Here is a 25,834-nt window from a genome sequence, read left to right as displayed (position 1 = left end):
GCCCGCTTTTCCGGCTTCGGGCGCGCGGCATGTCCAGCCCGCCCGGCGATTCCACATCGTCGCGTATGTATGAGGGATAGCGACGGGAATGTGAGGAAAATAGGGCTCTTGGCGCAGTTTAGCCTGTTGCCCACGTGGATGTCACCGCGCCTGTGGCCCGGGCGACACGAAAATATGTAAGTCATCCTGAATTTTAAGGGTACATCCGGTCGGTGCCTCGGCCTGGCCAGCGTCGGCTTTCCGAGATATCGCCTTGCTGCACACGGGTCTCAGGGGATATTCAGCCGCCGTCGGCACGTGCGCCGCCGCGATACTGTCGCACGGCGGCGGCGATGCGCTCGGAGACCTTTTTGCGCCAGACCGGATCGACCAGCAGCTTCTCGTCCTCCTTGTTGGACATGAAGCCGAGTTCGAGCAGGATGGACGGCACGTCCGCAGCCCGCAGAACCTGAAAGCCGGCAAAGCGGTGAGGGTTGTTGATCAGGTTGATCTGCCCCTCGAAGGACGAGACGATGGAGCGCGCAAGGTTGACCGAGAAGGCCTGCGTCTCGCGCCGCGTGAGGTCGATGAGGATATCGGCGACCTCAGCGGGCTCGTCCGCCAATGGCACACCGGCGAGCTGGTCCGACAGGTTCTCGCGTTCGGCAAGGCTTTGCGCCAGATGGTCCGACGCCTTGTCCGAGATCGTGTAGACGGTGGCGCCGCGGATGTCGTGCTGCTTCAACGTGTCGGCATGGAGCGAGATGAAGAGCTTCGCCTGCTTCTGGCGGGCAATCAGGACACGCTCGGAGAGCGAAAGGAATTCGTCGTCGTCGCGCGTCAGCACGGCTTTGATGCCGGGTTCGCGGTTGAGCGTATCGGCAAGCTCCCGCGCGAAGGCAAGCGTCACCGCCTTTTCCTCCATCTTGGTGTCGACGCCGACGGCACCGGTGTCGATGCCGCCGTGGCCTGCATCCACGGCGATGATGAAGTCGCTCGAGGGGGCCGGAGCCTCTTCGACACGCGCGGCCTTCGTCGCGGCGACGCTGCCCGTCCAGGTTTGCTCGGTCAGGAGTTGCGCAAAGCGTTTCCGGTCGATCCGCTCGGCATCCAGCACGAGGCGGAAGCTCTTGCCGCCGTCATCGGTCTTGACGTCCGCGACCGTAATCTCGACCGGTTTGATTGCGGTGAGGACGATACGGGCGCTGCTGGCACCCATGGCGCCGAACCGGATATCTTTGAACAGCCCTCGCGCCTGCGCGTCCTCCGGCTTCACCCCGAAGGAGGTTTCCGGGAGATCCACGATGACCCGGGGCGGATTGTCGACGTAGTGGACGAAGATATCGGGCTTGCGGTCGAAATCGACGACGACGCGGGTCCGCGCGTCATCACCGGCAATGCGCAGACCATAGGCCAGAAGCGGTCCCTGCCCGGTCGCCGGCTCCGCCTGAACGGGCCCCGCCAACCACAGGGTCGCGGCGACAGCACTCAGCAGCGACAGGACCCTGCCGGCGCGGCGCTGCCGATCCGAGGCGATCTTGCGCGTCTTCGCCCTCGTTGCCGTTTCCTGCCGCGCCGTCTCCGTCAAAACCGTCCCCTCGTGATAACCTCTTGCGCCCCTGCATCGGTACGCGTCCTGAACTGCGCTTTGCCAAGGCGGGCGGACGAAGCGGATCGATGGGTCTCGACCGATCCGCATCCTTGCCGCACGGAGGTTAACCAAAACTTACCGCCAAAAAGGCAGACAGGCCCACGCGTTAGGATCAGCGGCGCCGCCGCGTCAAAACGAGACAAGCAAATCCATCAATATTAAGGCGGAAGGGCTTTTCTCTTGCCATTGTGACATGAAAACCATAAACGTTGCACAGGTAAAAAGTGTTGACGGGATAGATTCCACGACCGGGCAGCCAAGGGAGTAACCCTGGCGCCAGAGCATGATTGGACAGCGGACTACGCGCTTCCAGCGATCATGTCCTCGCAGCAAGCGTGTCTCATCCGCCGTCGCTTCACTTTTCACCGCATTCCGAATCGAGAACAGTCCGGCGGTGGCCGGAAGATACGGTGTCTGACACCACGCCCTGCAAAGGGCACACTCATCGGGCCACACGGCCTATGACTTTGGCATTCCTTGTTTGGTATCTCATGTCGACGCAGCAGGATCGGTCAGAAGCGAAAAGCGCCGGAAACGGAACGCTTGCCTCTGCCGTCCGGCTGTTTGCCCATGTCTGGTATCCATCGGGAATTTATCTATCCGGCGAACGCCGTGACCTGCGTGGGGAACCGCCTCCGGGACGTCCTTTTCCTGCCCTGTCACGCTCACGCCGAGGAGCACAACCTACATGGCAGAGAAAATGCTTATCGACGCGTCTCACGCTGAGGAGACGCGGGTCGTTGTCGTACGTGGCAACCGCATAGAAGAGTTCGACTTCGAGTCGGAACACAAGAAACAGATCCGCGGCAACATCTACCTGGCGAAGGTAACGCGCGTCGAACCCTCGCTTCAGGCCGCCTTTGTCGATTATGGCGGCAATCGCCACGGCTTCCTGGCTTTCGCCGAAATCCACCCGGACTATTACCAGATCCCGTTGGCCGACCGCCAGGCGCTGCTGCGCGCCGAGGCGGAAGAAGCGCGCCGCGACGACGATATCGAGCATGTCGAAACCGGGACGGATCTCGACTCGGACGATGATGCGTCGGACGACGAGACCGCAGGCGCCGCGGACGATCTCTCGCCCGCAACGGCCGTTGAAGCCGTCGCTTCCGAAGCTGAAGCGCCGGTCGAGACTGTCGCTGTGACGTCGTCGCCGGACGTGGCCGACGGCGCTGCCGCCGAGGCTATCGAAGGTGGCGCTGCAAGCGAGATCTCCGAAGAAGCCGCGGCCGTCGAAGAGGCGCCCAAGGCCAAGCCGAAGCGCGCGCGCCGCTCCAAGAAGACAGTGGCCGCCGAAGCCGCCGAGGCGGAAGCCTCTGCCGCGACCGCCGACGACACGACCCCCGACGACACGGCCACCGACGACAGCGCAGCCGGCGAGACCGACGAGGGCCGCGGCCCCAACGGCGAAATGGCCGCGATGGTTGATACGGACACGATTTCCGAAGCGCCGAGCCGCCGCCGCGGTCACGACGACGATGATGACGACGGTCATCACGAGGAAAAGGAAGTCATCGAGTCGGTCGGTGCCGAAGATGCGATGGAAGAGGTTCCGGATCGCAAGGATCGTCGCCCGCGCAAGCAGTACCGGATCCAGGAAGTCATCAAGCGTCGCCAGATCCTGCTTGTCCAGGTCGCCAAGGAAGAACGCGGTAACAAGGGTGCAGCGCTCACGACCTACCTGTCGCTCGCCGGCCGCTACTCGGTTCTCATGCCGAACACGGCACGAGGCGGCGGCATTTCCCGCAAGATCACCAACCTGCCGGATCGCAAGCGCCTCAAGGAAATCGCCCGCGCGCTCGACGTTCCCCAGGGCATGGGCGTCATCCTGCGCACGGCCGGTGCCAACCGCACCAAGGTCGAGGTCAAGCGCGACTTCGAATATCTGATGCGTCTCTGGGAAAATGTCCGGACCCTGACGCTCGCGTCCACCGCCCCCTGCCTCGTCTATGAGGAAGGCTCCCTGATCAAGCGGTCGATCCGCGACCTCTACAACAAGGATATCAGCGAGATCGTCGTTTCCGGCGAGGAAGGCTATCGCGAAGCGAAGGCCTTCATGAAGATGCTCATGCCGAGCCACGCCAAGGTGGTTCAGCCGTATCGCGACGTGCATCCGATCTTCTCGCGCTCCGGCATCGAGGCACAGCTCGACCGCATGCTGCAGCCGCAGGTGACCCTGAAGTCGGGCGGCTACATCATCATCAACCAGACGGAAGCGCTGGTCGCGATCGACGTCAACTCGGGCCGTTCGACCCGCGAGCACTCGATCGAGGATACCGCGCTCCAGACCAACCTTGAAGCCGCCGAAGAGGTTGCCCGCCAGCTTCGCCTGCGCGACCTTGCCGGTCTCGTCGTCGTCGACTTCATCGACATGGAAGAGAAGCGCAACAACCGCGCCGTCGAGAAGCGCCTCAAGGACCATCTGAAGAACGACAGAGCCCGCATCCAGGTCGGTCGGATCTCGCATTTCGGCCTTCTGGAAATGTCGCGCCAGCGCATCCGCGCATCGGTTCTCGAATCAACCACCCAGGTCTGCCCGCACTGCGCGGGAACCGGCCATGTGCGGTCGCAGTCGTCGATCGCCCTTCATGTCCTGCGCGGCGTCGAGGAATATCTCCTCAAGAACACGACGCATGACATCACCGTGCGCGCGACGCCGGACATTGCGCTCTATCTGCTCAACTACAAGCGCTCGACGATCACCGACTACGAGGCGCGCTTCGGTGTCGCCATCGTGGTGGAAGCCGATGCGCATGTCGGCGGGCTGCACTTCGCCATCGATCGCGGCGAAGCTGTCGAGAACCCGGTGAAGATCGAACAGATCCTCCAGTTCGAAGCTCCGATCGAGGACGAGGACGATGATGTCATCATCGAAGACGATATCGAGGACGACGAAGAAATTCTGATCGAGGCGAAGCCCGAACGGGCCGAGCGTCCGGATCGTGCCGAGCGCGAGAACGGCGACGATCAGAACGGTCGCAAGCGCAAGCGTCGTCGTCGCCGTCGTGGCGGCCGTGACGGCGATGCCGAGGCATCGGCGGACGCTGCCGGCTCGGATGTCGCATCCGACGACGACGCCGACGAGGGGGACGACGAGGACGAGGCGGATGACGCCGTGTCTGCGGATCAGACCGAGGGCGCGAGCGGCGAAGATCGCCAGAAGCGCAAGCGTCGCCGTCGCGGCAAGCGCGGTGGTCGCCGCAACAAGGATGGCGAGATCGAAGCGGGTTCGGACGAGGCTGCAGCGGCGGATGCCGGTGATGCCGGTGCTGCTGGGGCCGACAGCCTCTCGCAGGTCGATGCCGTCGACAACGCCGACGCTTCGGAAGAGACCGCAGCCGAAGGCCAGGTGGTCGCAGCGCAAGCCGACGATCTTGCCGGCGACGCGGTTGCCGAGACCGAAGATCGGGCTCCGGCTCCCAAGCGCAGCCGGCGCCGTCGCTCGCCTCAGGACCTCGTGACGGATGTCGTCGTTCAGCCCGAGGCCGCAGGCGACGCTGTCTCGACCGACGACGCAGCCCAGGCTGCCGTCGAAGCCACGCCGGATGCCGTCGTGAGCGAACAGGCACCCGCCTCCGAAGAGGCTCGCACCGAAGAGGCATCCGCCTCGCTCGGCGAGAGCGACGAGGCCCATGTGGCTGTAGACACCGCTGGCGAGAGCCCGTCGGTTGCTGAGCCCGAGACGTCGGACGACAAGCCTGCGCGCAACAATCGGAACATCGAGACGATCGCCAGCGAGCCGCTGGTTCGCTCCTCCGCTGCGTCCCCTGACGAGACGACAGAAGAGGCAAAGCCCAAGAAGGGCGGCTGGTGGCAGAAGCGCGGCTTCCTTTGATCCGCTGACCGGACGAACAGACAGAAAGGCCAGCCGGAGCGATTCGGCTGGCCTTTTTCGTTGGGCATGATCGAAGCTTGCGTCCGGCAACGCGGCGCGACACGGCTCAGACATTGATTCAAGCCGCTCCCGATCTGAATCCGCCTATGCGCGGAAGGTGTTGATAGCCCTAGCTTTTCAGCCAGCCTGCCATGCGCTCGACCGCCGTCTCGATGTCGGCCGGAGCGCCGGCATAGGAAAAGCGCATGGCGCGATGGCCTTCGATCGGATCGAAATCGCGCCCGGGCGTGGCGGCTACGTTGATGTCCGCAAGCATGCGGTGAGCAAAGGCCATGCTGTCATTGGTAAAGCGGCTCGCGTCAACATAGGCATAGAAGGCCCCGTCCATCGGAGAGGCGATGGCGAACCCCAGTTCCGGGAGCCGCTTCAGGAGGAGCGCACGGTTGACCGCATAGCTTTCCTTGTAGACCTCCAGCTCGACGGAGGCGCCGAGCGCAGCTTCTGCGGCAATCTGCGAAAGTTCCGGCGGCGAGATGTAAAGGCTCTGGGCGATGCGCTCGAAACCGCGCACCTTGTCCTCCGGCAGAACCATCCAGCCGATCCGCCATCCGGTCATGCAATAGTATTTCGAAAAGGAGTTGATGACGATGGCATCCTCCGTCACGGCCAGCGCCGTCGTCTCCTCTCCGACGAAGGTCAAGCCGTGGTAAATTTCATCAGAAATGAACGCGATCTTCCGGTCCGCGCAGTAGTCGGCGAGCGCCTGCAACTGCGCTCGCCCTGTCACCGTTCCCGTCGGGTTTGCCGGGCTGGCGAGGAGCACGCCGTGGATCGGCCCCCCGATTCGCTTTTCGGCCTCGGCCAGCCCGTCCGGCGTCAGCGTAAAGCCGTTCGACGCATCGGCATCGACCTCGACGACGTCCAGCCCGAGAGCCGCGAGAATGTTGCGATAAGCCGGATAGCCTGGCCGCGCGATGGCCACGCGGTCGCCGGGATCGAACAAGGCGAGGAAGGCGAGATTGAATCCGGCTGACGAACCCGTCGTGACGGCGATGCGCCGCGGATCCACCGAGACGCCGTAGTGCCGCTGGTAGTGCCCGGCGATCGCCGCTCGCAGGGAGAGGGTACCGAGCGCGTCCGTGTAGCCCAGCCGCCCGTGCTCGAGCGCTGCGCGTGCCGCGTCCAGCGCCGCCTTGGGAGCGGGATGGCTCGGCTGCCCCACAGCCATGGAGATCACGGGGTAGCCTGCATCGCGGCGACGCGTCGCTTCCGCCAGAATATCCATGGCATGGAAGGGCTCCACGGCACTGCGGCGGGAAAGCGTTGTCATGGCGGGATCCTCATTGCAATCGCCGCCCCGGGATGCGTGATGCGCAGGTCGCAGGGCGGGTCGTTTCTTGTGGAAGGCATTGCCCCAACCGCGCCGGCTTCACAAGGGCCGGGCGTCACGAGGTCCCTGCTCTCGACCTTTTGTTGTCCCCTCGGCTGTCCCTGTGCTATCGCACGAGGACGAAAGAGCGGCCTTTCCTGGATATGGGCCGTTCCGCATCAGCGAGGACCGAATGACCATCTCCCTACGCCGTCTCTTTGCCGCATCGCTGATGCTCGCTTCCACCACCGTCAGTTTTGCTCTTCCTGCGATGGCGCTTGATGACAAGCAGAAAGCCGAATTCGGGGCCTTCATCCGCGAATATCTGGTGGCCAATCCCGAGGTCATGCTCGAGGTGCAGGAAGCGCTGAAGGCCAAACAGGCCGCCGCGGCACAGCAGGTCGCCGAATCGGCAATCAGCGCGAATAAGGACGCGATCTTCCATTCGAAGTACGATGTTTCGCTCGGCAATCCCCAGGGCGACGTCACGATCGTCGAGTTCTACGATTACAATTGCGGTTATTGCAAACGCGCCCTGCCGGACATGCAGGCGATCCTTGATGCCGACAAGAATGTTCGCTTCGTCCTGAAGGAACTGCCGATTCTCGGTCAGGAATCGCTCGACGCGCACCGGGTCAGCTCGGCCTTTCGCAAGCTGGCGCCGGAAAAATACGGCGACTTCCACAAGGCGCTTCTCGGCGGCGAAGAGCGCGCGACGGAAGAAACGGCCATCGCCGTTGCCGAACGGCTCGGCGTCAAGGAGGCCGACATCCGCGCCCAGATGGTGGATCCGAGCCAGGACGACGAGGTCCGCCAGGCCTACACGCTTGCCAACGCTCTGGGCGTGACCGGTACGCCATCCTATGTCATTGGCAACGAGGCGATCTTCGGGGCTGTCGGTGCCGATGAACTGGCCTCCAAGATCGCCAACATGCGCCGCTGCGGCAAGACAGCCTGTTGACGGGAAACGCCTGCCTTGTGGACAAGGCGGACGCCCGGCGCCTGCAGCCTTGCGGCGGTCCCAAAAGGCTTTTTTTCGGCAGCCCAACCGTCTATAGCTGGCGGCACGACGCGAGGATGCTTGTGACATGCCAACGATTTTCGTCCTGAACGGCCCCAATCTCAACATGTTGGGCAAGCGCGAACCTGGCATCTATGGCGGCCAGACGCTCGCCGATATCGAAACGATGTGCGTCGAGGAAGGTCACAAGCTCGGGCTGACCGTCGATTTCCGCCAGACCAACCACGAGGGCGTGCTGGTCGACTGGTTCCACGAAGCCGGCAGCAGCGCCGCCGGAATCGCGGTGAATGCCGGTGCCTATACCCACACCTCGATCGCCCTTCACGATGCGACACGCGCGATCGGCATCCCCGTGGTCGAACTGCATCTCTCCAATGTCCATGCGCGCGAGGAATTTCGCCACAAATCCATGCTTGCCCCAGCGGCGAAAGGCGTGATCTGCGGCTTTGGCGCGCATAGTTACATTCTGGCGCTCAATGCGCTAAGTACGCTCCTTCATACATCGAAATAAAAAGAACAAGAGGCTCTCATGGCTGACAAGAAGACCGGCATCGATCAGGCACTGATCCGCGATCTCGCCAATATCCTGAACGAGACCGACCTCACGGAGATCGAGATCGAGCAGGAAGACCTGCGCATTCGCGTGTCGCGCGCGGGAACGCCGCAATATGTCTCCGCGCCGGTCCCGGCCGCCGCACCCATCGCGGTCGCGGCATCGTCGGCGGCTCCCGAGGCCGCTGCCCGCACATCCAAGAACGCGCTGACGGCGCCGATGGTCGGCACAGCCTACCTGTCGCCGGCCCCCGGCTCGCGTCCCTTCGTCGAGGTCGGCGCCACGGTGAAGGAGGGCCAGACCGTCCTCATCATCGAAGCCATGAAGACGATGAACCAGATCCCTGCGCCGCGCTCCGGCAAGGTCGTCGAGATCCTCGTGGAAGACGGCGCGCCGGTTGAGTACGGTGAAGCGCTCGTGGTCATCGAGTAAGCCCATGCCCCTCATCTCCAAGGTTCTCATCGCCAATCGCGGCGAAATCGCGCTCCGTGTCCTTCGCGCCTGCAAGGAACTCGGAATCGCAACCGTTGCCGTGCACTCCACGGCTGACGCCGACGCCATGCATGTGCGCCTGGCGGATGAAAGCGTCTGCATCGGCCCGCCGCCTTCGCGCGACAGCTACCTGAACATCCACCAGATCGTGGCCGCCTGCGAGATCACCGGGGCGGACGCTGTCCATCCCGGCTACGGCTTCCTGTCGGAAAATGCCAAGTTCGCGGATATTCTCGACGCGCACGGCATCACCTTCATCGGGCCGACCGCCGATCATATCCGCATCATGGGCGACAAGATCACCGCCAAGGAAACGGCCAAGGCGCTCGGGATTCCGGTTGTGCCCGGCTCGACCGGCGAGGTGCGCCCGGAAAATGCCCTGCAGATCGCCCGCGAGATCGGTTTCCCCGTGCTCATCAAGGCGACGGCCGGCGGCGGTGGCCGTGGCATGAAGGTCGCGCGGAACGAGGACGAGGTCGAGGAAGCCGTGTCGACGGCACGCTCCGAAGCGGCGGCCGCGTTCGGCAACGATGCCGTCTACATGGAGAAGTACCTCGGCAAGCCGCGCCACATCGAGATCCAGGTGGTCGGCGATGGCGAGGGCAACGCCATCCATCTCGGCGAGCGCGACTGCTCGCTGCAGCGGCGGCACCAGAAGGTCTGGGAAGAAGCCAATTCGCCGGCACTCAACGTCGAGCAGCGCATGAAGATCGGCGAGATCTGCGCCGATGCCATGCGCAAGCTGAAATATCGCGGCGCTGGCACCGTCGAGTTCCTGTACGAGAACGGCGAGTTCTACTTCATCGAGATGAACACGCGTCTCCAGGTGGAGCATCCGATCACCGAGGCCATCACCGGCATCGATCTCGTCCACGAGCAGATCCGCGTTGCTTCCGGCGCCGGCCTGTCCGTCACCCAGGACGAAATCACCTTCCAGGGCCACGCCATCGAGTGCCGCATCAATGCCGAGGATCCGCGCACCTTCGTGCCCTCGCCCGGCACGATCACGCATTTCCATGCGCCGGGCGGTCTCGGCGTCCGGGTCGATTCCGGCGCCTATCAGGGCTACCGGATCCCGCCCTACTACGACAGCCTCATCGGCAAGCTGATCGTGCATGGTCGAACGCGCGTCGAATGCATGATGCGTCTGCGCCGGGTGCTCGACGAGTTCGTCATCGACGGCATCAAGACGACGTTGCCGCTGTTTCAGGACCTGATCAACAATCAGGACATCGCGAACGGCGACTACGACATTCACTGGCTGGAACACTACCTGGCCCAGCCCGGAGAATGAGAACCTGCCGGAGCGTTGACGCCCTTCTGCGCCAGCGCTCCGGCCCTCACGTTCCTGCCCGTTGCCGGCTGACGCGTTTGTCGGGCGGCGGACAGATGGGCGCAAACCGAGGCAGAACATGAAGGGTAGCCGCGCCAAGCAACCGGACATCACCCCCGAGCTCTTGCTGCGCGCCTATTCGATCGGCCTGTTCCCGATGGCCGACTCGGCAGATGATCCCGAGCTCTTCTGGGTTGAACCCGAGGTCCGCGGCATCATCCCGCTCGACGATTTTCACGTTTCCCGCAGCCTTGCCAAGGCAATCCGTCGCTCATCCTTTACCGTCCGGCGCAACACGGCGTTCGAGGCCGTCATGCGAGGATGCGCCGCGCCGGCGCCGGATCGACCCACGACCTGGATCAACGGCACGATCCGCGGCCTGTACACGGCCCTCCACCGGATGGGTCATGCGCATTCCGTCGAAGCATGGGACGGGGACGATCTGGTCGGCGGGCTCTACGGCGTTTCGCTCGGTGCGGCGTTCTTCGGCGAAAGCATGTTCTCGCGCCGCACCGACGCGTCGAAGATGTGCCTTGTCCACCTCGTCCAGCATCTGCGCGACCGCGGGTTCGTCCTGCTCGACACGCAGTTCACGACGGAGCACCTGAAGACGTTCGGCGCAATCGACGTGCCGAAGGCCGACTATGCTACCCTGCTCGCACAGGCCGTCGCGCAGCCCCATGTGCGGTTCTGACGGCGCGTTCTAGTATTCTTGGCATCATCTGGAACGATGAGGCCGAAGCCTTGCGGAGGCCTTGGAGCGGGATTACCGCGTGTTCGACGCGCTGTCCGGGGGCGGCAGGTCGGACTTGGCCTTGCAGCTCTGCAGCCAGACGTCGTAGACCGGGTGCTCGACAGCGTTCAGACCGGGACTGTCGGCAAACATCCAGCCGGTGAAGATGCGACGGATCTTGCGGTCGAGCGTGATTTCCTCGACCTCGACGAAGGACGTCGTCTTCTGGGCTTCCGTATCATCGCGGCTGTAGCAGACGCGCGGCGTCACCTGCAGCGCGCCAAACTGCACGGTCTCGCCGATATAGACGTCAAAGGTGGTGATGCGACCGGTGATCTTGTCGATCCCGGAGAAGACGGCCACGGGATTGGCCAGCCGTGCGGCCTCTGTCGGAAGCGCGCTCGCAGCGAAAGCGGAGACGGCGACGAGGAGCGGCAGGATCGCGCGGGCGTAAGATTTGCGGCAGATCGCGACATTGCGGTTCATCGACACGGTGCGGATCTTCCTGTTCACTGCAATTTCCGTTCTCTGCCCCGTCGGCATCCCGCTGGCGTGTCCGGTCGCCCGAAGGTCGACCGCATCATCCCGGCGACACGTCCCGCTCCGTCCTCACAGGCGCAGCGGGATATTGGGTGCCAGACCCCGATGGTCGGGACGGACCCTCGAACGCGCAGCGCAATCGTCACCTGTCGCGTCTCGCAGTCGGTCTAGAGGACAATCATGGCCGCGACATGTTCGTTCGGGACGGTCTGCGACCGCCGGACGCTTAAGAGCGCGGCGTCCAGGCGTCGTAGTCTCCGGTCACGCGCGGGCGCTCGCCGGCATTGGCCAGCGATCCCGGCGGACGATAGGCCTGGGCCGTGCCGGTCATGTTGACACGGTGCGGCTTCTGCCATTCGCGGGCAGCGTAGCTCTCGTCGGCCGGGGAAATATCCGTGCGGTGATGCATCCAGCCGTGCCAGCCCGGCGGAATCGCCGTCGCCTCAGCATAGCCGTTATACATGACCCAGCGGCGGGTCCGGCCCTCGGAGTCTTTGCCGCCTTCGTAATAGGTGTTGCCGAGCTCGTCCTGCCCGACCTTCTTGCCGAAGCGCCAGGTGTGGAACCGGGTCCCGATCGTCGAGCCGTTCCACCAGGTGAAAATCTGCAGAAAAGTCTTCATCGAACCGTCCTTGGACCGGCGCACGAAAGCCGTGCGCGGATGCCTTATGATTGCTTCTGCTTATGGCCTGCCGAGCCGGTCTTGTCCAGCCTGCGGGTGCTGCGCCGTGCGCCGTCGACCGCCGGCGGGATGTGCCCTATCGGGCGTCGTCCAGCACCTTTTCCATCTCGACCGTCGGCATGCCCCAGGCGTCCGATCCCGGGCCGATTTCGGTGAACCCATGGGCTGCGTAGAACGCGATGGCCGGCGCATTGTCGCTGACGACCTCCACCCGCATGTGTCCGGCATAGGGAAAACACGTTTCGAGTTCGGCAAAGAGATCGCGCGCCAGGCCTTGGCGCTGGTAGGCCGGGAGCACGTAGAGCTGGTGGAGGACGGCCGTCTCGTGCAGCGTCGGCGACATCGCGGCATAGGCCATTCCGCCGATGCGTTTGCCGTCGTCGGCCACGACGAACTCGCTGTTCTTGCGCGCGAGGTTTGCCTTGAGGACAGGAACCGCGTGCCACTTGGCCGTCATCTCGGCCACCTTGTCGGCGCCATAGGTGGCGTCGTAGGTCGCATGCGCCGTTTCGCTGAGAAGCGTGCTGATGGCCGCCAGATCGCGGTCCGTGGCTGAGCGGACGAAGAACATCCCCTAGTCCTCGAGCCCGAGCTTTGCCTTCACCAGCGACTGCACGGCCTGGGGGTTCGCCTTGCCGCCTGTCGCCTTCATCACCTGGCCGACGAACCAGCCGGCAAGCGACGGTTTGGCCTGAACCTTCGCCACCTGATCCGGATTGGCGGCGATGATGTCGTCCACAGCCTTTTCGATCGCACCGGTATCGGTGACCTGCTTCATGCCACGGGCCTCGACGATCTCGGCCGGGTCGCCGCCTTCGTTGAAGACGATCTCGAACAGGTCCTTGGCGAGCTTGCCCGAGATGACCTCGGACTTGATCAGGTCGAGAATGCCGCCGAGCTGGGTCGGGGAAACGGGAGTCTCTTCAATGCCTTTGCCGGCTTTGTTGAGCGCACCCAGCAAGTCGTTGATGACCCAGTTGGCCGCCGCCTTTCCGTCGCGGCCTGCGGCCACGGCTTCGAAGTAGTCGGCGATCGCCTTTTCCGACACGAGGACGGAGGCGTCGTAGATCGACAGGCCGAGATCGCGCACGAAGCGCTCCTTCTTGTCGTCGGGCAGTTCCGGCAGGTCTGCCTTCAGCGCCGCGACAAAGGCCTCGTCGAATTCAAGCGGCAGGAGATCGGGATCCGGGAAGTAACGGTAATCATGCGCATCTTCCTTGGAGCGCATGGACCGCGTCTCGCCCTTGCCGGGGTCGAAGAGGCGCGTCTCCTGATCGATCTTGCCACCGTCCTCGAGGATCGCAATCTGGCGACGGGCCTCGTATTCGATGGCCTGGCCGATGAAGCGGATCGAGTTGACGTTCTTGATCTCGCAGCGCGTACCGAATTCGGCGCCCGGGCGGCGCACCGAAACGTTCACGTCGGCGCGCATCGAGCCTTCGTCCATGTTGCCGTCACAGGTTCCGAGATAGCGCACGATCGAGCGCAGCTTCGTCATGTAGGCCTTGGCCTCGTCGGACGAGCGCATGTCCGGCTTCGACACGATCTCCATCAGGGCGACGCCCGATCGGTTGAGATCGACATAGGACATGGTCGGGTGCTGGTCGTGCATCGACTTGCCCGCGTCCTGCTCGAGGTGCAGACGTTCGATCCCGACCTCGATGTCCTCGAAATTGCCCTGACGGTCCGGGCCGAGCGAAATCACGATCTTGCCCTCGCCGACGATCGGATCCTTGAACTGCGAGATCTGGTAGCCCTGTGGAAGGTCGGGGTAGAAATAGTTCTTCCGGTCAAAGATCGAGCGGTGGTTGATCTGCGCCTTCAGGCCAAGCCCCGTGCGGACGGCCTGGCGAACGCATTCCTCGTTGATGACGGGCAGCATGCCGGGCATCGCCGCATCGACCAGGGAAACATTGGCATTGGCCGCATTGCCGAATGTCGTGGACGCTCCCGAGAAAAGCTTCGAGTTGCTCGTCACCTGGGCGTGCACCTCCATGCCGACGATCACTTCCCAGTCGCCAGTGGCACCGGGGATGAAGCGCTTCGGATCGGGGGTACGGACGTCGACAAGGGTCATGACAGCTCTCGGTTCTTTCGCAGGCGGGCAGCCCGTTCGGTAAAACATCTATACCGGCGTTGCAAGGCTCGCAGCGTCGACAGCGTGCCGCACCTGCCGACATTCGCGGGCGATCACACGCCCGCTCCCGAGGCGCCGTAGACACCGTCCTCGGTCTCGTCGGCGCAGATCAGCGACTTTCTCAGGCCGATCTGCTCGACATCACGGTCGAGGCGCGCTGCGTAGCGCGTCGAAAGCCAGGCGACGTGGAAGCCGCGCTTGGCAAAGAAGGCCAGGGCAGCCGCATTGTCCACATGGGTTGCGGTCTCCGCCACCTCCGTCCCTTCCGAGAGAATGTCGATCTCGAGCTTGTCCATCAGGCGGGCGCCCACCCCTTTTCGCTGGAAATCCGGGTGGATCCAGAAGTCGGTGATCACGCCGTCCGGGCGTTCGCAGGCGGCCCAGCCGATCACCAGTCCGTCGGTTTCGGCCACGTGGATGCGGTGCCAGCGCGACCGCGCAAAGGCAAGGAAGGCAAAATGGGCGACCTCCTGCATGGACACGTTTTCCGCCGATCCGGCATCGACGCCCGCAATGGCGCTTTCCCAGGCGGCAAGCCCGATATCGGCCAGCAGCGAAGCTTCGTCTTCCCGCGCAGCCCGGATCGTCGTCACGACCACATTCCCCTCTTCGAAAGCGTGCAAGACTGCCATGGGCCGTGGCCGAACTCAAGGCAACGGCCACGGGCAAGGGGCAGACGGCTGCCGGACGGAGGGCAAAGCACAGACGGCATCTCTGACACAAAAGCTTTATGAAACGGATCTAATGTAGCGCGCATGCGTCGGCCCCAGGACCGGCACCCAATTTCGCTCCTTGGTGATATCGAGACGTTCATGCGGGCTCCACCCTCTTCTGCGCTGCCTCTGGTCGCCAGCATCGTTGTCCCCATGAAGAACGAGGCGGAGAACGTCGAGCTTCTCGTCAACGAAATCGAACAGGCATGCCGCGACGTCTGCATCGAGGCCATCTTCGTCGATGACGGCTCGACCGACGCGACGCGCGCGCGCATCCTGGCCGCCATGGCAAGCCGACCCTGGCTGAGGCTTGTCGTCCATGGCCGTTCCGGCGGACAGTCGGCGGCCGTCCATTCCGGCGTCCTCGCCGCCCGCGCGGCGCTTGTCTGCACGCTCGATGGCGATGGTCAGAATCCCCCGTCCGAGATCCCGCATCTCCTGGCACCCTTTCTCGTTCCCGGTCGTCCGGAGATGCTGGGGCTCGTCGCGGGACAGCGGGTCAATCGGGCCGACACGCTCTCCAAGCGCATCGCCTCGCGCATCGCCAACGCGATCCGTGCCCGTGTCCTCTCCGACGCGACAAGGGACACGGGGTGCGGTCTGAAAGCGTTTCGGCGCGATGTCTTCCTCGAACTCCCCTACTTCAACCACATGCACCGGTACCTGCCGGCTCTGGTCGCGGCGCAGGGGTTTACGCTTGCGCATGTCGATGTTGCACATCGATCGCGTCATGCCGGGGTCTCCAACTACACCAACCTGCAACGCGCGCTGGTCGGGCTCCATGATCTCGTCGGCGTCGCCTGGCTGATCCGGCGCCGCAAGATCGTCCGGCCGGAGGAACAAGGCGTCCGTTCATGCATGACATTCTCGTCTTCTTCGGAATCGAGTCCCCGACGGATCTCGCTTGGCTGATCGTCGGGCTGTTCGCGCAGACCATGTTCTCGCTGCGCTTCATCATCCAGTGGCTGCGTTCCGAAAAGGCAAAGCGCTCGGTCATCCCCCATGCCTTCTGGTGGTTCTCCCTGTTTGGCGGCCTGACGCTGCTTGCCTACGGCCTGCATCGTCGCGAACCCGTGCTGATTCTCGGACAGGTCATGGGGGTGGCGATCTATGCGCGCAACATCGTCCTCATCCATCGCAGCCGCGGCGATCACGGCGGGCAGACCGGGCCGGCGCTGGGCGCGAACCCCTGACGCGCCTGTCCCGATGACGTCGAGCCGCGTCGTTCTCCTGATCCTTGCGCTCACGGCCTATCGGATCCTGCTGCTTGCCTTCGACCGGACCGATCTGTTCGTCGACGAGGCGCAGTATTGGATGTGGTCGCAGCATCTGGACTTCGGCTATTATTCCAAGCCGCCGATGATCGCCTGGGTGATCCATCTGACGACCGCGCTCGGCGGCTCGGACAGCCGCTTCTGGATCCGCCTTTCCTCGCCGCTGCTGCACGGCGCCACCGCCCTCGCCCTCATGCACTTTGCCCGGACCGTCACGCGATCGGCCCGGATCGCCGCTTGGTCGGGCGCAAGTTTCGTGACCTTGCCGGGCGTCGCACTTTCATCGGTGTTCGTGTCGACCGATACGAGCCTTCTGCTCTTCTACGCGCTCGCCGCGCTCGCAACGGCCCGCCTGAGCACCCTCCATGCCGTGCGCGCCGACGTCGACATTCGCATGGGCATAGGCAGGGACATGGACAGGTCGGGCGAACGCGCGGACCCGGCCCCAGGCCGCCCCCCGGCCACCATGATCGCCCCGGGCATGATCTCCGCGCTCGGGCTGGGTCTCGCCATCGGGCTCGGTCTTCTGTCGAAATACGCGATGCTCTATTTCCCGGTCACCGCGGCTCTTGCCGCCCATGTCGTCCGTCGATCACGGTTGCGCTGGCAGCACGCCGCCATCGCCACGCTGGTGGCTTTCATGACGGTTCTTCCCAACCTCGTGTGGAATGCCCGGCATGGCGGCGCGACCTTCCGGCATACGTCGGACAATATCGGCTGGAGCGGGTTTCATCTGCATGTCGATCGCGCGGCCGGCTTCTTCGCCGCGCAGTTCGGCGTGGTGGGCCCGGTCATCTTCGGCGCGATGATCGCAGCGCTGATCCTGACGCTGCGCGGTCGCGGCACAGCCACCGACCGCCAGCTCGTGATCCTCTCATGGCCTATCATCGGACTGCTCGTCGTGCAGGCTTTGATGTCGCGCGCCTATGCAAACTGGGCGGCGACGGCCTATGTGGCCGGCGTGGTCCTCGCCGTCTGCCATCTCGACGCCACCTGGAAAAGAGGGTTGTGGATCAGTCTCGCCCTCAATGGCGCGGTTGCCGTCGCGCTGCCCCTCCTCTGCGCCTTCCCGGAAACGCATCTTCCCGGTCAGCCGCCGATCCTCAACCGGTATCTCGGGCGAAGCGCGCTCAGCCTGTCGCTGGCGGATCAGGCCCGGGCGGAGGGTTTGACGACGATCGTCGCCGAGGACCGCGATATCCTCGCGGATCTCGTCTACACTTTGCGCGGTTCGGAGATTGCGGTCCGTGCGCGGCCGACGGGCCAGCCGCTGCGCAACAGCTACGAGCAGGACCGGACCTACGCGCCTCTTCAGGATGGCCTGCGGGTCCTCCTGGTGACGGCCGAGCCCTTCGCCTGCATGGCCGGGACGGTCAAGCTGCTGGCGACCATCCAGCCGCAGACAGGCTTCCTGCAGGGCCGCGCGCTCACATCCTACGCCGCCGACGGCAGGTGCCTGCGGCCCTGACGTCGCCGGTGCTTGATGCCTACCACCACTTCGTGGGCGAAAAGCGGCCGGCAGCCTGCTCGATGACATGCGCCGTCTTGAACAGCGTTTCCTCCTCGAAGGGCCTGCCGATCAGCTGCAGGCCGAGTGGCAGGCCCTTGCCGTCGAGACCCGCGGGAACGGCGATGCCCGGCAGTCCCGCCATGTTCACCGTCACCGTGAAGATGTCGTTGAGGTACATCTTGACCGGATCGGCTGCGAGCGCCTCGTCGGCAATGCCGAAGGCGGAGGACGGCGTGGCTGGCGTCAGGATCGCATCGACGCCCGCGTGAAAGGCCGTCTCGAAATCGCGCTTAATCAGCGTGCGCACCTTCTGGGCACGCAGGTAATAGGCGTCGTAATAGCCGGCCGAGAGCACATAGGTGCCGATCATGATCCGGCGCTTGACCTCCTGGCCGAAGCCGGCGGCGCGGGTCTGTTCGTACATGTCGGCAATGTCCTTGCCGTCGACACGCAGCCCATAGCGCACACCGTCATAGCGCGCCAAGTTGGAGGACGCCTCGGCCGGCGCGACGATGTAGTAGGCCGGCAGCGCGTACTTCGTGTGCGGCAGCGAGATGTCGACGATCTCGGCACCGGCGTCCTTGAGCCAGGCGATACCCTGACGCCACAGCGTCTCGATGTCCTCCGGCATGCCCTCGACGCGATACTCGGCGGGAATGCCGATCTTCATGCCCTTCAAGGACTGGCCGATCGCCTTCTCGTAATCCGGGACGGGCAGATCGACCGACGTCGTGTCCTTGGCATCGACGCTCGCCATCGATTTCAGAAGGATCGCGGCATCGCGGACGTCACGCGCGATCGGGCCGGCCTGGTCGAGCGAGGACGCGAAGGCAACGATGCCCCAGCGCGAGCAGCGGCCATAGGTCGGCTTGATTCCGACCGTGCCCGTAAAGGCCGCCGGCTGGCGGATGGAGCCGCCGGTATCGGTGGCCGTGGCGCCCGCGCACAGAAAGGCCGCGACAGCCGCGGCCGACCCGCCGGAGGAGCCGCCCGGCACCAGATCCAGGTTGGATCCCTCGGCACGCCAGGGGTTCTTGACCGGGCCGTAATAGGAGCTCTCGTTCGACGAGCCCATGGCGAATTCGTCCATGTTGAGCTTGCCAAGCATGACGGCGCCGTCGTTCCAGAGATTCTGGGTTACCGTCGACTCGTAGCGCGGCTCGAACCCGTCGAGAATGTGGCTGCAGGCCTGCGTGTGCACGCCTTCGGTGCCGAACAGGTCCTTGATTCCGAGCGGAATTCCCTCCAGCGCACCGGCCTTGCCGGCGGCGAGGCGCTCGTCGGACGCCTTCGCCATCGCCCGGGCCTTCTCGGGCGTCACCGTGACAAAGGCGTTCAAGGCGCCGTTCGCCGCATCGATGGCGGCGAGATAGGCATCGGTCAGTTCCACGGCCGTGATGTCGCGGGCGGCCAGCCGGTCGCGCGCTTCGGCAATGGTGAGGTGGGTGAGTTCGGTCATGGCGGACGGGACTTTCGAAAACGACAGGCGGGCGAAACGATCTTCAGCGTGGTCTGGACGGACGGTCTATTCGACGACCTTCGGCACGAGGAAGAAGTTGCGGTCGGAATTGGGCGCATTGGCCACGATGTCGTCGGCCTTGTCGCCGTCGGTCACCACATCCTCGCGCTTCTTCATCGCCATCGGCGTCACGGAGGTCATCGGCTCGACGCCGGACACATCGACCTCGCCGAGCTGTTCGACGAAGCCGAGGATCGCATTGAGCTCACCGGTCATGCGGTTGGCATCGTCTTCGCTGACGGCGATGCGGGCAAGGTGTGCGACGCGCTTGACGGTGGCGAGATCGACGGACATAGCGGACTCCGGGCCTGACGGGAAATGATCCCCCGCTATACTGACCACGACGGACGCGCGCAACGGGGGATTCAGGCCAAGTCCGCCTCGGCGCCCCGATCAGACGGTCACGACGCCACCGACGGCGGGGACTTCGACCTTCGTGCTGGCGGGCTCCATCGCGGCAATGAAGAGGTCCGGGGTCTGGTCGACGATCGGAAAGGAACCATAGTGGCAGGGGAGCACGGTGGTGAATTTGAAGTAGCGCTGGCAAGCGAGCGCAGCCACGGCGCCGCCCATGGTGAAGCGGTCACCGATCGGGACGAGACCGATGTCGGGCTGATGAAGTTCGTGGATCAGGGCCATGTCTGAAAAGATGTCGGTGTCGCCCATGTGGTAGAGCGTCGGTGCGTCCTCGAAATGCAGCACCAGGCCGTTGGCGTTGCCGAGCGCGTGCGAAACGCCGTCTTCGGTGATCTGCGCGGAGGAGTGCAGCGCGTTGACGAAGGTGGTGGAGAAGCCCTTGAGGTGGATCGTTCCGCCCGTATTGCCCATTTCGAGGGCAGACACACCGCGCGATCCGATCCAGCTTGCGAGATCCGCATTGGCGACGACCGTCGCGCCGGTTTCCTTGGCAAGGGCAATGGTGTCCCCGACGTGGTCGCCGTGCCCATGCGTGAGCAGGATGTAGTCGAGGCCGGCCGCCGCGTCCTTGCGGGTCGATTCGTCGAAGGATGGATTGCCCGTGAAGAACGGGTCGATCAGGATCCTGGCTTTTGCCGTTTCGATGTGGAAAGCGGAATGGCCGAGCCATTTGATCTTCATGACATATCTCCTGTCATCTGTAGCATGCGCGCCCTGACCGGCCGCGCGAAAAAGCGCGCTGGCGAAATCGGCGCCCGCGGAGCATATGGAACACCGACGGGCAAAGACAAAGGCCGACGGAAAGGATTTCCATGAGCGTGATGACCATCGAGGAGCTGGCACTTGCACTGCCACCGCGCGGGGCGATTGCCGGGCTCGACCTGGGCACGAAGACGATCGGCCTTTCCGTATCCGATCTCGGACGGGGGTTGGCAACGCCGCGAACGGTCATCAAGCGCATCAAGTTTACCCCCGACGCGGATGCTCTTCTGGCCTTCGCCGACAGGGAAAAGATCATCGCCTTCATTATCGGGCTGCCGGTCAACATGGACGGATCGCAGGGGCCGCGCGCGCAGGCGACGCGCGCTTTCGTGCGCAACATGGAGCAGAAGACCGCCCTGCCCTTCGTCTACTGGGACGAGCGGCTGTCCACGGTCGCCGCCGAGCGGACGTTGATCGAGATGGACGTCTCCCGCGCCAAGCGCGCGGACCGGATCGATTCGGCGGCTGCGTCCTTCATTCTTCAGGGCGCACTCGACAGGTTGGCGTCGCTCGTCCGGGCGGCTGCACCGAGAGACGACTGAGCCTTGCGCTGCCGGTACCAGGCGATGATCGCCTTGCGCTTGCGCAGCGCCAGCAGACCGAAGACCACGAAGCTGTCGAAGATCATGGCGCGCGCAACAAGCGGCGGAATGGCCTTTGGATCGATCCCGAGTACGTTGCCGTAGAGCTGGAACACGAGATCATTCGCCTCGCGCGACAACATGAAGATGCCGAAATTGATGTCGTTGTAAGAGAGCGTGTACCAGCTCGTCAGGAACAGGACGGGGCCGCCCCAGAGGATGAGAAGCCATTTCATGTCCGGTTTCCTTCCGTGGCCGTTGTCGCGTTCACGTCCGCTCGCCCCCTCATGACGCTGCACCGCGCATGCGCCGCCCGCTGACGGCAGCGAGGGCGCGACTGGCGACGACGCAGACGAGAAGGACCAGTGCCGGTACGGCCACGTCCATCGTGACGGCTGCAAAGATCGACATGGGAATGAACGTCAGGACTGCGCGCATTATGCGGGCTCCGTGCGGCTTCGATCCGCAACACATGGGCCGTTAACCTTGACGAGGCAACGTCAACCTTTCGTTAAGGTTAATGCGGGGGAGTGCCAAGGAACGTGCGCGAAGCACGCCGCCTCGGGCGGCTTCTGCGCAGCATCGCGCCCGCGCTGCGGGCGAAGCCGACTAGCTGGAGGCGGGGTAGAGCAGATCGACGATGATCGCGCTGTCGAACCGCGAATCGAGCATGCCATAGGTGGAGCGCCAGCCGGCGGCGAGCCGCGACTCCATGAAGGCGTCCGCGATTCGGCCGGCGCCGAGCCGATAGAGTTCGGCCGCGGCAGCGGCCAGGGCCAGCTGTTCGACCAGCAGGCGCGCCGCCCCTTCGTCGCGTTCGCAAAGCAGGATCGCGGCGCGCAGCACATCGATGGTCTTTCGCGCGGCCGGACCGAGGTCGCGGCCGATGATCTCGAACAGGGCCTCGAACAGTTCGCGACCGCGCTTGAGAACGCGCAGCACGTCGAGGGCCATCACATTGCCCGAGCCCTCCCAGATCGCATTCACCGGTGCCTCCCGGTAGTGGCGCGCGATCGGGCGCTCCTCGACATAGCCATTGCCGCCGAGGCACTCCATGGCCTCCGCGATCAGGGTCGGGGCCGTCTTGCACACCCAGTATTTGACGACCGGCGTCATGATGCGGGCGTAGGCCGCCTCCTCCGCGCTGTCGCGCGCACGGTCGAACGCATCGGCCAGCCGGAACGACAGCGCGCTGGCCGCCGCCACGTCGAGGGCCATGTCGGCGAGGACGCGCGTCATCATCGGCTGGGCCACGAGCGGGCGACCGAGCATCATGCGTCCGCGGGTATGGTGCACGGCTTCCGCAAGGCTCGCCCGCATCATGCCGGCCGAGGACAAGGCGCAATCGAGCCGCGTCAGCGTGACCATGTCGAGAATCGTCGTGATGCCGGCGTCCGGCGCGCCCAGAATGAAGCCGAAGGTTTCGGAGAACTCTACTTCGGCGGAGGCGTTCGAACGATTGCCGAGCTTGTCCTTCAATCGCTGGAACCGGAGGCCGTTGGCCGATCCGTCTTCCAGCAGACGGGGAACAAGGAAGCAGCCGAGACCTTCGCGCGTCTGGGCCAGCATGACGAAGGCGTCGCTCATCGGCGCGGACATGAACCACTTGTGGCCGGACAGCCGGTAGATCCCCTCGCCCACCCGCTCGGCCGTGGAGACATTGGCGCGCACATCCGTCCCGCCCTGCTTTTCCGTCATGCCCATGCCGACGGTCACGGCGGACTTCTGCAGGAAAGGGCGATTGGACGCGTCGTACTTCCGCTGCAGGATCTTGGGCGCCCACTCCTTCTGCACCATCGGCGTTGCCGCCATGACCGCGAGCGAGGCGCTCGTCATCGTCAGCGGGCAGAGATGCCCGCTCTCGAGCTGCGCGGTCAGGTAGAAGCGGATAGCACGGGCCTTGTGCGCATGGCCGCGTTCGTCGGTCAGGTTCTCCCAGATGGACGCGTGCAGGCCGGCCGCCATCGAGCGCCGCATCAGGGCATGCCAGGCGGGGTGGAAATCGACCACGTCCAGCCGTTCGCCGCGTGGTCCGTGCGTGCGCAGCTGCGGCACGCCCTGGTTTGCCATGCGTGCAAGGTCCTGCGCCTCGGGCGACGTCACATAGCGCCCGAGCCCGTCAAAATCGTCGCGCAACGTCTTCGGCAGTCCGCTTGCGACATCGGTCAGCAGCGGGTCGGAGCGATAGGCATTGACACCCGACCAGGGTTTTGGCTGGTTGAGGTCGTCAGGGGTCGCATCGGGTCGAGTCACGGTCATGATCCGGTTCTAGCCGAAGTCCCGTGGGTTAGGAACAGCACCGGCCACGCCCTCCCGCAAAATCGAATGCGGCCGTGACGGACGCCGTTCTCCCACCGCGAGAAGCGCGTGCGCGAACGGAAGGTCGGCTTTGTCCTCAGCTGTTCGCGCGCGCTGCCTTGCCGCCCTCCTGCCGAGGCTCTATAGAGCGCGACAACGCGACCATCTGAGGCGGGCTTCCCATGGATTTCTTTCCGCATCGCCATCTTCTCGGCATCAAGGGCCTGAACGAGCGCGATATCACCGGACTTCTGGACCTGGCGGACGAGGCGGTGAAAATCTCCCGCCAGCGTGAGAAGAAGACCTCGACGCTCCGGGGCCTGACGCAGATCAATCTGTTCTTCGAAGCCTCGACCCGGACGCAATCCTCTTTCGAGCTTGCCGGAAAGCGCCTCGGCGCGGATGTCATGAACATGTCGGTCGGCAATTCGTCGGTGAAGAAGGGCGAGACGCTGATCGACACCGCCATGACGCTGAACGCGATGCATCCCGACGTGCTGGTCGTTCGCCATTCGTCGGCCGGTGCCGCCGCCCTTCTGGCGCAGAAGGTATCCTGCTCGGTCATCAACGCCGGCGACGGACAGCACGAGCATCCCACCCAGGCGCTGCTCGATGCGCTGACCATCCGCAGGGCCAAGGGCAAGCTGTCGCGCATCATCGTGGCCATTTGCGGCGACGTGCTCCATTCGCGCGTCGCGCGCTCCAACATTCTTCTGCTGAACCAGATGGGTGCACGCGTGCGCGTCGTCGCGCCCGCAACGCTGCTGCCGGCCGGCATCGCCGAAATGGGGGCGGAGGTCTACCACTCGATGGAAGAAGGCCTGAAGGACGCGGACGTCGTGATGATGCTGCGGCTGCAGCGCGAGCGGATGGCCGGGGCCTTCGTGCCGTCGGTCCGCGAATATTTCCGCTATTACGGCCTCGATGCGCAAAAGCTTAAGGCGGCCAAGGACGACGCGCTCGTCATGCATCCCGGCCCCATGAACCGCGGCGTCGAAATCGCATCCGAAATCGCCGATGGCCCGCAGAGCGTGATCGAACAGCAGGTCGAGATGGGCGTTGCCGTCCGCATGGCCGTCATGGAGGCGTTGCTCGTCTCCCAGCATCAGGGCGGCCTCAACAACCAGGGTTTCCGCGCATGACCGACCTCGTCCTGACCAACCTGCGCATCATCGACCCGTCGCGCAACCTCGATGAGACCGGCACGATCGTCATCCGCGACGGCGTTATCCTTGCTGCCGGCAGCGATGCGACCCGCCAGGGTCATCCGGAAGGCGCGACCGTACAGGATTGCCGGGGCCTGGTCGCCGTGCCCGGGCTGGTCGATGCCCGCGTGTTCGTCGGCGAACCCGGCGCCGAACATCGCGAGACGATCGCCTCGGCCGCGCAAGCCGCAGCCGTCGGGGGCATCACCTCGTTCATCGCCATGCCCGATACCGACCCCGTCATCGACGACATCGCGCTTGTCGAATTCGTCATGAAGACGGCCCGCGACAAGGCGGTCGTCAACGTCTATCCGGCCGCCGCGCTGACCAAGGGGTTGCATGGCACGGAGATGACCGAATTCGGCCTTCTCAGCGAGGCCGGCGCCGTGTGCTTCACCAACGGCCGGGCGGCCCTGCACGATACGCTGGTCCTGCGGCGGGCGATGACCTATGCCCGTGAATTCGGCATGGTGATCGCACTGGAGTCGCGCGACAAATATCTGGGTGCCGGCGGCGTCATGAACGAAGGGCTGCTGGCCAGCTGGCTCGGACTTTCGGGGGTACCGCGCGAGACGGAGATCATTCCCCTGGAACGCGACCTGCGCGTGGCCGGGCTGACCCGCGCCGCCTACCATGCGGCCAAGATTTCCCTGCCGGAGTCGGTCGATGCCATCACGCTGGCCAGATCGCGCGGCGTCAACGTGACCTCGGGCATCTCGATCAACCATCTGTCCCTCAACGAGAACGACATCGGGGAATACAGGACCTTCTTCAAGGTGACGCCGCCGCTGCGGGGCGAGGACGACCGGAAGGCCATGGTTCAGGCCCTGGCCGACGGGCGGATCGACATCATCGTGTCCTCGCATGATCCGCAGGACGTCGACACCAAGCGCCTGCCCTTCGCCGATGCCGCCGACGGCGCGATCGGTCTCGAAACGATGCTGGCTGCCGCCCTTAGGCTGTATCATAGCGGCGAAGTGCCGCTGATCCGGCTGATCGATGCGCTGTCGACCCGGCCGGCGCAGATCTTCGGGCTGGATGCCGGCACGCTCAAGCCGGGCGCGCGGGCCGACATCACGCTGATCGATCTCGACGAACCCTGGGTGGTCGCAAAGGAGGCGATCGTTTCGCGCTCGAAAAACACGCCGTTCGAAAATGCCCGCTTTACGGGCCGCGCCGTTCGCACCTATGTTGCAGGAAAGTGCGTGCACAGCCTGTAGGGGGCTGACG

25 protein-coding genes are annotated in these 25,834 nt (G+C 64.5%); 12 read left to right on the top strand and 13 right to left on the bottom strand.

Annotation, left to right across the window (positions count from 1 at the left end; translation table 11 throughout):
• Positions 1-280: 280 nt before the first annotated feature.
• Complete coding sequence (locus ASG03_RS11220) at positions 281-1,516, bottom strand: N-acetylmuramoyl-L-alanine amidase (protein WP_062471852.1); 1,236 nt, start codon at positions 1,514-1,516, stop codon at positions 281-283.
• An 802-nt stretch (positions 1,517-2,318) separates the two neighbouring features.
• Between ASG03_RS11220 and ASG03_RS11215 the strand changes: the two genes are divergently transcribed.
• The gene (locus ASG03_RS11215; RefSeq protein WP_062693605.1) at positions 2,319-5,465 is read left to right on the top strand and encodes a ribonuclease E/G; all 3,147 of its coding nucleotides are present in this window, start codon (positions 2,319-2,321) and stop codon (positions 5,463-5,465) included.
• Between the two features lie 169 nt (positions 5,466-5,634).
• Here the strand turns inward: ASG03_RS11215 and ASG03_RS11210 are convergent, their stop codons facing one another.
• Positions 5,635-6,795, bottom strand: coding sequence for a pyridoxal phosphate-dependent aminotransferase (locus ASG03_RS11210; RefSeq protein ID WP_062693604.1), 1,161 nt, complete (start codon positions 6,793-6,795; stop codon positions 5,635-5,637).
• A 271-nt stretch (positions 6,796-7,066) separates the two neighbouring features.
• Here ASG03_RS11210 and ASG03_RS11205 point away from each other — a divergent pair, with 271 nt between their 5' ends.
• The 5 genes from ASG03_RS11205 (at position 7,067) to aat (ending at position 10,927) form a co-directional block, all read left to right on the top strand.
• The gene (locus ASG03_RS11205) at positions 7,067-7,795 is read left to right on the top strand and encodes a DsbA family protein (protein ID WP_443216602.1); all 729 of its coding nucleotides are present in this window, start codon (positions 7,067-7,069) and stop codon (positions 7,793-7,795) included.
• Positions 7,796-7,922: 127 nt separating this feature from the next.
• The gene (gene aroQ, locus ASG03_RS11200; RefSeq protein ID WP_062468317.1) at positions 7,923-8,366 is read left to right on the top strand and encodes a type II 3-dehydroquinate dehydratase; all 444 of its coding nucleotides are present in this window, start codon (positions 7,923-7,925) and stop codon (positions 8,364-8,366) included.
• Between the two features lie 18 nt (positions 8,367-8,384).
• Positions 8,385-8,840 carry an acetyl-CoA carboxylase biotin carboxyl carrier protein gene (accB, locus tag ASG03_RS11195; protein WP_062693602.1) on the top strand — a complete coding sequence of 152 codons (456 nt, stop codon included), beginning with the start codon at positions 8,385-8,387 and terminating at the stop codon, positions 8,838-8,840.
• Between the two features lie 4 nt (positions 8,841-8,844).
• Positions 8,845-10,194, top strand: a complete 1,350-nt coding sequence (gene accC, locus ASG03_RS11190; RefSeq protein WP_062468320.1) for an acetyl-CoA carboxylase biotin carboxylase subunit — start codon at positions 8,845-8,847, stop codon at positions 10,192-10,194.
• A gap of 118 nt (positions 10,195-10,312) precedes the next feature.
• Complete coding sequence (gene aat, locus ASG03_RS11185; RefSeq protein WP_062693601.1) at positions 10,313-10,927, top strand: leucyl/phenylalanyl-tRNA--protein transferase; 615 nt, start codon at positions 10,313-10,315, stop codon at positions 10,925-10,927.
• A 72-nt stretch (positions 10,928-10,999) separates the two neighbouring features.
• Here aat and ASG03_RS11180 read toward each other — a convergent pair whose 3' ends face one another.
• The 5 genes from ASG03_RS11180 to ASG03_RS11160 all read right to left on the bottom strand — a co-directional run bounded on the left by ASG03_RS11180 (position 11,000) and on the right by ASG03_RS11160 (position 14,957).
• Complete coding sequence (locus tag ASG03_RS11180) at positions 11,000-11,452, bottom strand: DUF2155 domain-containing protein (protein ID WP_062693635.1); 453 nt, start codon at positions 11,450-11,452, stop codon at positions 11,000-11,002.
• Between the two features lie 280 nt (positions 11,453-11,732).
• Positions 11,733-12,128 carry an NADH:ubiquinone oxidoreductase subunit NDUFA12 gene (locus ASG03_RS11175; RefSeq protein WP_062468324.1) on the bottom strand — a complete coding sequence of 132 codons (396 nt, stop codon included), beginning with the start codon at positions 12,126-12,128 and terminating at the stop codon, positions 11,733-11,735.
• 136 nt (positions 12,129-12,264) lie between these two features.
• Positions 12,265-12,759 carry a GNAT family N-acetyltransferase gene (locus tag ASG03_RS11170; RefSeq protein ID WP_062693600.1) on the bottom strand — a complete coding sequence of 165 codons (495 nt, stop codon included), beginning with the start codon at positions 12,757-12,759 and terminating at the stop codon, positions 12,265-12,267.
• A gap of 3 nt (positions 12,760-12,762) precedes the next feature.
• Positions 12,763-14,265, bottom strand: coding sequence for an Asp-tRNA(Asn)/Glu-tRNA(Gln) amidotransferase subunit GatB (gene gatB / locus ASG03_RS11165; protein ID WP_062693599.1), 1,503 nt, complete (start codon positions 14,263-14,265; stop codon positions 12,763-12,765).
• Between the two features lie 113 nt (positions 14,266-14,378).
• Entirely contained in the window at positions 14,379-14,957 is a 579-nt protein-coding gene (locus ASG03_RS11160; protein ID WP_062693598.1) for a GNAT family N-acetyltransferase, read from the bottom strand.
• Positions 14,958-15,137: 180 nt separating this feature from the next.
• Here ASG03_RS11160 and ASG03_RS11155 point away from each other — a divergent pair, with 180 nt between their 5' ends.
• Genes ASG03_RS11155 through ASG03_RS11145 form a run of 3 tightly spaced genes read left to right on the top strand, consistent with a single transcriptional unit; the run spans position 15,138 to position 17,780 of the window.
• Positions 15,138-15,950: a glycosyltransferase family 2 protein gene (locus ASG03_RS11155; protein WP_156381807.1), complete on the top strand. Its 813-nt coding sequence runs from the start codon at positions 15,138-15,140 to the stop codon at positions 15,948-15,950.
• Positions 15,893-16,231 (top strand): lipid-A-disaccharide synthase N-terminal domain-containing protein, encoded by a 339-nt coding sequence (locus tag ASG03_RS11150; RefSeq protein ID WP_062693597.1) that lies wholly within the window; start codon positions 15,893-15,895, stop codon positions 16,229-16,231. Before ASG03_RS11155 ends, ASG03_RS11150 begins: the two co-directional genes overlap by 58 nt.
• A 13-nt stretch (positions 16,232-16,244) precedes the next feature.
• On the top strand, positions 16,245-17,780 hold the full coding sequence (locus ASG03_RS11145; RefSeq protein ID WP_062693596.1) for an ArnT family glycosyltransferase: 1,536 nt from the start codon (positions 16,245-16,247) through the stop codon (positions 17,778-17,780).
• A 19-nt stretch (positions 17,781-17,799) separates the two neighbouring features.
• Here the strand turns inward: ASG03_RS11145 and gatA are convergent, their stop codons facing one another.
• From gatA to ASG03_RS11130, 3 genes are all read right to left on the bottom strand, one after another.
• On the bottom strand, positions 17,800-19,281 hold the full coding sequence (gatA, locus tag ASG03_RS11140; protein WP_062693595.1) for an Asp-tRNA(Asn)/Glu-tRNA(Gln) amidotransferase subunit GatA: 1,482 nt from the start codon (positions 19,279-19,281) through the stop codon (positions 17,800-17,802).
• A gap of 66 nt (positions 19,282-19,347) precedes the next feature.
• Positions 19,348-19,635 carry an Asp-tRNA(Asn)/Glu-tRNA(Gln) amidotransferase subunit GatC gene (gene gatC / locus ASG03_RS11135; protein ID WP_062468338.1) on the bottom strand — a complete coding sequence of 96 codons (288 nt, stop codon included), beginning with the start codon at positions 19,633-19,635 and terminating at the stop codon, positions 19,348-19,350.
• Between the two features lie 99 nt (positions 19,636-19,734).
• Positions 19,735-20,439, bottom strand: coding sequence for a metal-dependent hydrolase (locus ASG03_RS11130; RefSeq protein ID WP_062468339.1), 705 nt, complete (start codon positions 20,437-20,439; stop codon positions 19,735-19,737).
• Between the two features lie 131 nt (positions 20,440-20,570).
• Between ASG03_RS11130 and ruvX the strand changes: the two genes are divergently transcribed.
• On the top strand, positions 20,571-21,062 hold the full coding sequence (gene ruvX, locus ASG03_RS11125; protein ID WP_062693594.1) for a Holliday junction resolvase RuvX: 492 nt from the start codon (positions 20,571-20,573) through the stop codon (positions 21,060-21,062).
• Here ruvX and ASG03_RS11120 read toward each other — a convergent pair.
• From ASG03_RS11120 to ASG03_RS11115, 3 genes are all read right to left on the bottom strand, one after another.
• Positions 21,002-21,337, bottom strand: coding sequence for a DUF6105 family protein (locus tag ASG03_RS11120; RefSeq protein ID WP_062693593.1), 336 nt, complete (start codon positions 21,335-21,337; stop codon positions 21,002-21,004). The genes ruvX and ASG03_RS11120 overlap by 61 nt on opposite strands.
• A 49-nt stretch (positions 21,338-21,386) precedes the next feature.
• Complete coding sequence (locus tag ASG03_RS21465; protein WP_156381806.1) at positions 21,387-21,539, bottom strand: hypothetical protein; 153 nt, start codon at positions 21,537-21,539, stop codon at positions 21,387-21,389.
• A gap of 171 nt (positions 21,540-21,710) precedes the next feature.
• A complete protein-coding gene (locus tag ASG03_RS11115) occupies positions 21,711-23,360 on the bottom strand; it encodes an acyl-CoA dehydrogenase family protein (RefSeq protein WP_062693592.1) in 1,650 nt (549 codons plus the stop codon).
• A gap of 221 nt (positions 23,361-23,581) precedes the next feature.
• On the opposite strand from ASG03_RS11115, the gene ASG03_RS11110 reads away from it, so the two are divergent.
• Together ASG03_RS11110 and ASG03_RS11105 are read left to right on the top strand one after the other, a co-directional pair.
• Positions 23,582-24,541 carry an aspartate carbamoyltransferase catalytic subunit gene (locus tag ASG03_RS11110; protein ID WP_062468347.1) on the top strand — a complete coding sequence of 320 codons (960 nt, stop codon included), beginning with the start codon at positions 23,582-23,584 and terminating at the stop codon, positions 24,539-24,541.
• Positions 24,538-25,824, top strand: a complete 1,287-nt coding sequence (locus ASG03_RS11105; protein WP_062693591.1) for a dihydroorotase — start codon at positions 24,538-24,540, stop codon at positions 25,822-25,824. The genes ASG03_RS11110 and ASG03_RS11105 overlap by 4 nt, the downstream gene beginning before the upstream one ends.
• The last annotated feature ends 10 nt before the right edge of the window (positions 25,825-25,834 follow it).

This window comes from Rhizobium sp. Leaf341 (assembly GCF_001424325.1).
Taxonomy (GTDB): Bacteria; Pseudomonadota; Alphaproteobacteria; order Rhizobiales; family Rhizobiaceae; genus Ferranicluibacter.
The sequence above is the reverse complement of the archived record's forward strand: the minus strand, read 5'-3'. Positions and strand labels throughout refer to the sequence as shown.

Excerpts from the sequence above, each read along its gene's own strand:
- ASG03_RS11155 (WP_156381807.1), top strand. The coding sequence starts at position 15,138 with ATGCGGGCTCCACCCTCTTCTGCGCTGCCTCTGGTCGCCAGCATCGTT.
- ASG03_RS11150 (WP_062693597.1), top strand. The coding sequence starts at position 15,893 with ATGCATGACATTCTCGTCTTCTTCGGAATCGAGTCCCCGACGGATCTC.
- ASG03_RS11170 (WP_062693600.1), bottom strand. The coding sequence starts at position 12,759 with ATGTTCTTCGTCCGCTCAGCCACGGACCGCGATCTGGCGGCCATCAGC.
- accC (WP_062468320.1), top strand. The coding sequence starts at position 8,845 with ATGCCCCTCATCTCCAAGGTTCTCATCGCCAATCGCGGCGAAATCGCG.
- ASG03_RS11215 (WP_062693605.1), top strand. The coding sequence starts at position 2,319 with ATGGCAGAGAAAATGCTTATCGACGCGTCTCACGCTGAGGAGACGCGG.
- ASG03_RS11115 (WP_062693592.1), bottom strand. The coding sequence starts at position 23,360 with ATGACCGTGACTCGACCCGATGCGACCCCTGACGACCTCAACCAGCCA.
- ASG03_RS11120 (WP_062693593.1), bottom strand. The coding sequence starts at position 21,337 with ATGAAATGGCTTCTCATCCTCTGGGGCGGCCCCGTCCTGTTCCTGACG.
- ASG03_RS11130 (WP_062468339.1), bottom strand. The coding sequence starts at position 20,439 with ATGAAGATCAAATGGCTCGGCCATTCCGCTTTCCACATCGAAACGGCA.
- aat (WP_062693601.1), top strand. The coding sequence starts at position 10,313 with ATGAAGGGTAGCCGCGCCAAGCAACCGGACATCACCCCCGAGCTCTTG.
- ASG03_RS11160 (WP_062693598.1), bottom strand. The coding sequence starts at position 14,957 with ATGGCAGTCTTGCACGCTTTCGAAGAGGGGAATGTGGTCGTGACGACG.
- ASG03_RS11110 (WP_062468347.1), top strand. The coding sequence starts at position 23,582 with ATGGATTTCTTTCCGCATCGCCATCTTCTCGGCATCAAGGGCCTGAAC.
- gatA (WP_062693595.1), bottom strand. The coding sequence starts at position 19,281 with ATGACCGAACTCACCCACCTCACCATTGCCGAAGCGCGCGACCGGCTG.
- ASG03_RS11145 (WP_062693596.1), top strand. The coding sequence starts at position 16,245 with ATGACGTCGAGCCGCGTCGTTCTCCTGATCCTTGCGCTCACGGCCTAT.
- ASG03_RS11210 (WP_062693604.1), bottom strand. The coding sequence starts at position 6,795 with ATGACAACGCTTTCCCGCCGCAGTGCCGTGGAGCCCTTCCATGCCATG.
- ASG03_RS11180 (WP_062693635.1), bottom strand. The coding sequence starts at position 11,452 with ATGAACCGCAATGTCGCGATCTGCCGCAAATCTTACGCCCGCGCGATC.
- ASG03_RS21465 (WP_156381806.1), bottom strand. The coding sequence starts at position 21,539 with ATGCGCGCAGTCCTGACGTTCATTCCCATGTCGATCTTTGCAGCCGTC.
- accB (WP_062693602.1), top strand. The coding sequence starts at position 8,385 with ATGGCTGACAAGAAGACCGGCATCGATCAGGCACTGATCCGCGATCTC.
- ASG03_RS11105 (WP_062693591.1), top strand. The coding sequence starts at position 24,538 with ATGACCGACCTCGTCCTGACCAACCTGCGCATCATCGACCCGTCGCGC.
- ASG03_RS11175 (WP_062468324.1), bottom strand. The coding sequence starts at position 12,128 with ATGAAGACTTTTCTGCAGATTTTCACCTGGTGGAACGGCTCGACGATC.
- gatB (WP_062693599.1), bottom strand. The coding sequence starts at position 14,265 with ATGACCCTTGTCGACGTCCGTACCCCCGATCCGAAGCGCTTCATCCCC.
- ASG03_RS11205 (WP_443216602.1), top strand. The coding sequence starts at position 7,067 with ATGCTCGCTTCCACCACCGTCAGTTTTGCTCTTCCTGCGATGGCGCTT.
- gatC (WP_062468338.1), bottom strand. The coding sequence starts at position 19,635 with ATGTCCGTCGATCTCGCCACCGTCAAGCGCGTCGCACACCTTGCCCGC.
- ruvX (WP_062693594.1), top strand. The coding sequence starts at position 20,571 with ATGAGCGTGATGACCATCGAGGAGCTGGCACTTGCACTGCCACCGCGC.
- aroQ (WP_062468317.1), top strand. The coding sequence starts at position 7,923 with ATGCCAACGATTTTCGTCCTGAACGGCCCCAATCTCAACATGTTGGGC.